Raw genomic sequence first — 4,574 nt, 5'->3', positions numbered from 1 at the left:
TTTGCGTAGCAGTCATGCTTATAGTGTGACTTTTGATAATGGTAAGGAGTTTTCAGAGCATAGTAGGATAACAGATGCATGCATAGACACTTACTTTGTGGATCCATAAAAGTCTAATCAACGCGCTAAAAATGAAAATACGAATGAATATTTGCCAAAATCCTTATCGTTTGATGATGTATCAAAAGAGCGAATAGAATAGATAGAGTTTGGTCTAAATAATCGTCCTAGAAAGATACTATGTTGGTATACACTCAGTGAAGTGATCGCTGGTTTTTATAGTGTTGCACTTGTTGCTTCAATTCGTCTTATTTAAAATTTTATTAAAAAATTAAATTAAAGGTTTATAAGTATTTATATATGTTTATATATATTTAATAAGGTTTATAAGGATATTTTTATATTTAAATTCAATTGGTTATTCATTAATAACCATACGTTTTGTCCGTTCAACCATACGTTTTGTCCGTTCAACCATACGTTTTGTCCGTTCAACCATACGTTTTGTCCGTTCAACCATACGTTTTGTCCTATAACCATACGTTTTGTCTCAATTTATCCACAAAATTATCAATAGTAAAAATTCTCTTAAAGTGAATATACAAATATTCATTGCAGTTAGCACAATAAAAACTATAACCATGAATTTTTTCTATTCCAAATAAATGATGATGTTTTAAGCACTATCAATACGTTTTGTCCGATGTACATGCTTTTTTATTGAAGATTGGTTTTTCTTTCTATTGATATATTGGATTATTTTACTTATTTTTTTTATTGTAATGACATTAAAAGCATTTAATAGCAATGCTTTGAGCTTATTTGAATTTTATTTTTGATATAACCATACGTTTTGTCCTGTTCTCATTATTTATTAGATTATATGAAATGACCATACGTTTTGTCCGTTGTTGATAATTTTATTAAATATCTGTGAATAACCATACGTTTTGTCCGTAAGCTAAAAGATATATTTTTATTGATCTGTTTGCTTTCATTGTTGATTTCAATACAAAATGTTATTAATGTATGGTTATAAAATTGTAACCACGGAGTTTGGTTTGAAAAGTACAGAATTAATAAAGCCTTCTTCTCGTCGTGTTCAATACACTGATTTAGTGGCTACACGTAATGATATGACCACTGCAAATTACAGTTATGAAGCTAATGAAGAAAAGCTAGTGTACTGTGCTATGGTTGCTGTGCGCAAAAATGAACTAAATAAAAATATGCGCTTTGATCCAGATGAGTTAATTACGATTAGTGCAGCTAATTTTGGTGAATTGATTTCAGAAAAAGATTTAGATAAAGATGTTGTCACAGCAAGTGAGCTATATGAAATTCATCGGTATGGTGAAAAGGCCTTGCAGCGTGTTTATGATAGTTATAAGCCTAAGGTAATGTTGATCAAGAAAAAAGATGATCCTACACCAATTAAGGTACCAATGATTATTTATTGTCATTATAGTAAAGAAACTAAATGCATGCAGATTCGTTTTGCTAGAGAATTTTATAATTACTTCTACAACTTAATTAATCCGACAGGTATGACGCATTCATTTAGTACACACCAAATTCGCTATGTTATGCGGATGCGTTCTAATTATGCCATGCGGATTTATAGGATTCTCAATTCTGAATTATGGAAAGCTGAGTCATTAGGTATTCAGCAAATTCATGATATAAGTTTGGAAAGATTGCGTTTTGCTTTAGATATTGAAGATAAATATAAACTAATCGATAACTTAAAAAGCCGTGTTTTGAATGTTGCTAAAACACAAATTAATAAGTTAAGTAATCTTGAAATTGATTATGAAACGATTAAAAATGGAAAATTTGTTGTAGGTATACGTTTTACTTACAAAATGAAGGAAGAGCATAGAAATCTAATTTTTCAACGTATTATTGATCGATTAAAAGAAAAACATCTTAAAAATGCAATTCCATATAGTGATGATGGATCACACTTTAAAGATAAAGAACGCGTTAAATATATTAAACCAGTCACTAAGTTGAGCTCTAAGCAAATCACAGTTTTAGTGAATTGTGATGTTTTCTTAAACGATTATGGTTATTTTTTAGGTGATTTGGATACGATTACAGCTAAAAAAACGATGCGTAGCTTATTAACAAATAAGTTAGATATATTGAATGATCATAAACTTATTGATCTGGATTACTATTTTTGGATACAAGCAAAACGCAATATGAATATCTTTAAAAAAGATGCGTCTGAAGATAATATGGCAGAGCATGAAGATAAAAATATTGCAGATTCTGATATGGATGAAATTTTAGATCCTGCAGAAGATCAACTACCTTTCTGATGATAACCTTTCTTATGTATCATTTTTTAATCTTATATATATGGTAAATGGTAGTATCCAATATCAATCTATAACATATTGGATACTCAATTATAAATTTCCACTGTGGAAATTTATAATTTTTTATACCTTATCGTCTAAATCAGCAAGAAAAGCTTCTAGTTTTTCAATTTTTTCTTGATTAAATTCAGCATTTAAACTAGTACGAATATTTACGACTGTCTTCCCATTGAGATTTTTTTCAATCTTAATTGAGCCAAATTTAAGACCATTTTTATCTTTTAGTACCATTTTATTAATTTTAGACGTATTTGTGATATTTTGTTCTTGCTTTTTAGCTATCTCTTGTACAGTTAATGCTTTTTCTATTTCGTAAATGAATTTTTTTGATGGACGATTAGTTTCTGTAAATTCATTTAGATATTTTTTCCATATATTAAATGTGGCAGATTCAACCAATTGATGATTAAATTTTAAAACGAGTTTATTTAATTCGGTTAACAATTGTTGTGCAGTTGCACCTGAAATAGCTTTTGGATTTATTTTTAGATCTTCTTTTATATAATCTGGAAGTTTATAAAAGCTCATTAATCTAAAGTATTTAGATTGATCTAGTTGATATTTTTGAGTGATAAATTCTACATTTTGTATAGAGTATCCAAACTCATTACAATGTTTTTGTATGGCGTTGACTAATTCAAAATCACTAAGATTCGATCGATGTAAGTTATCAATCAATGAAATTAAAGCTGTTTTTTCCTTGGATTTATCATCTCGAATAATTGCACGAATCGTCTTATGCTTTAATATATCTCGAACAGCTCTAAACCTTTTTTCTCCACCGACGAGCTCATATCTTTCCTCTTTTTTTATAACAACAATAGGGTAAATTTGTCCATTCGTTGCAATACTCGTGGCAAGAATTTCAACTTCCTGTAAAACTTTATCTGTAATAATACGAGGTTGATGCTCTGAGAAGTCAATAAGTTCTATAGGTACATCAACAATATTATTTTCAATTGATGATATTAACGATACTTTTCCTGTTCCTGCTGCATTAATAAATGCCTGCTCCATTTCAAGAGAATCATTAAAATCGACAATTAATGGTTTTTTTGCCATTACAGGATCTCCACCAAAAATTCATTTAATTCATCTTTTGCTTTGCTGCTACCCATTTCTAATACTGATTTTCCTTCGATCATCGCATCGCGAAATTGTTTGCGATCACGCAAAATTGTATTTAGTGTTTTAACAGACTTGACTTGCTGTAATAGCTCTAAAGCAGCATCAATTTCTGTAGATTTATTATTAGTTGGGGCTTTATTTAACACCACAAATGTTTTTAAATTTTTATTCACTTGTTTTGCTGTATTTACTAATCTTAGAACAAAAGGTAGTACTTCAATATCTGTTTGACTAGGTTGTGTTGGAATAATAAGAACATCTGCTGTTAATAATGCTGAACGAAATTCAGCTGAATCACGCCCTGCAACATCCAATACAATATATTTATTATTTTGTTTTAATTGTTGTAATTCTTCTTTTAAATTATCTTTAAGAGCAATGGTTGTAATAGAATCTTGTAGTCTACGTTTACTCCATTTTATAGAGGATTGTTGATCATCTCCATCTACAAGAGTCGTCTTGCCTTTTTTACTCAGAGCAACAGCTAAGTTGGTTGATAGCGTTGTCTTTCCAACACCACCTTTTTGATTTGCGATTACGTATATTGTCATGGGTAATATATATAAAAATTAAATTTATATTAGCATAATAAAAAAATAAAAAAAATATTTTTAAATTTCCACTGTGGAAATTTAAAAAATCAAATTATCTATAAGCCTAGTTATTATCTTTTTCGGATTCAATAGGCCTTGTTGCACAAAGATTTAAAAATTAAGGTTCCCCATATCACTTCAAATTTAAGTGATAACTTGGGTATGAGGTTGGCCTAATTCCATAAATTTATTTAATACTGCTACACGGGCATGAATCTCATTGACCTGGCTTTGAAAGTTCCTTGCACTCAGTTTATCCCCCAATAATTTGATGCAATGCATTTTGGCTTCCACCAAAGAAGCAATGTACTATGATAAGATTAACCCGTTAGGTCAGGTGGCCTAACTTAAATAAAAAAGTCTCCGACAAACCCGGTACGGTTCAGTCCTGCTTTATCAAGGCTAAAGCAGGAAGGGAAATTTCCTCCAAGCCTTGTTGAGCACAGACAGATTAAATAAAAAAATA

The 4,574-nt window shown here is 29.9% G+C and carries 3 protein-coding genes and 2 pseudogenes; 2 read left to right on the top strand and 3 right to left on the bottom strand.

Annotated features, from left to right (window positions below; translation table 11 throughout):
• A pseudogene (locus D7V20_RS18625) lies at nucleotides 1-316 on the top strand (IS30 family transposase); the annotation flags it as partial.
• Nucleotides 317-1,016: 700 nt separating this feature from the next.
• Complete coding sequence (locus tag D7V20_RS18620; RefSeq protein ID WP_004758940.1) at nucleotides 1,017-2,327, top strand: replication initiation protein; 1,311 nt, start codon at nucleotides 1,017-1,019, stop codon at nucleotides 2,325-2,327.
• A gap of 123 nt (nucleotides 2,328-2,450) precedes the next feature.
• Here D7V20_RS18620 and D7V20_RS18615 read toward each other — a convergent pair whose 3' ends face one another.
• The 3 genes and pseudogenes from D7V20_RS18615 to D7V20_RS18605 form a co-directional block, all read right to left on the bottom strand.
• Nucleotides 2,451-3,449: a ParB/RepB/Spo0J family partition protein gene (locus tag D7V20_RS18615; RefSeq protein WP_004758941.1), complete on the bottom strand. Its 999-nt coding sequence runs from the start codon at nucleotides 3,447-3,449 to the stop codon at nucleotides 2,451-2,453.
• Nucleotides 3,449-4,066 (bottom strand): AAA family ATPase, encoded by a 618-nt coding sequence (locus D7V20_RS18610; RefSeq protein ID WP_004758942.1) that lies wholly within the window; start codon nucleotides 4,064-4,066, stop codon nucleotides 3,449-3,451. Before D7V20_RS18610 ends, D7V20_RS18615 begins: the two co-directional genes overlap by 1 nt.
• Nucleotides 4,067-4,252: 186 nt before the next feature.
• Nucleotides 4,253-4,408: pseudogene (locus D7V20_RS18605) on the bottom strand (IS5/IS1182 family transposase); the annotation flags it as partial.
• Nucleotides 4,409-4,574 lie beyond the last annotated feature (166 nt).

The sequence above is a fragment of the Acinetobacter rongchengensis genome (assembly GCF_003611475.1).
In the GTDB taxonomy this organism is placed as follows: domain Bacteria; phylum Pseudomonadota; class Gammaproteobacteria; order Pseudomonadales; family Moraxellaceae; genus Acinetobacter; species Acinetobacter rongchengensis.
Note: the sequence above shows the minus strand (reverse complement) of the source record. Positions and strands in the feature narration are given on the sequence as shown.

Bases quoted from the DNA above. Each gene is read 5' to 3' on its own strand.
- D7V20_RS18615 (WP_004758941.1), bottom strand. From the start codon at position 3,449: ATGGCAAAAAAACCATTAATTGTCGATTTTAATGATTCTCTTGAAATG.
- D7V20_RS18620 (WP_004758940.1), top strand. From the start codon at position 1,017: ATGTTATTAATGTATGGTTATAAAATTGTAACCACGGAGTTTGGTTTG.
- D7V20_RS18610 (WP_004758942.1), bottom strand. From the start codon at position 4,066: ATGACAATATACGTAATCGCAAATCAAAAAGGTGGTGTTGGAAAGACA.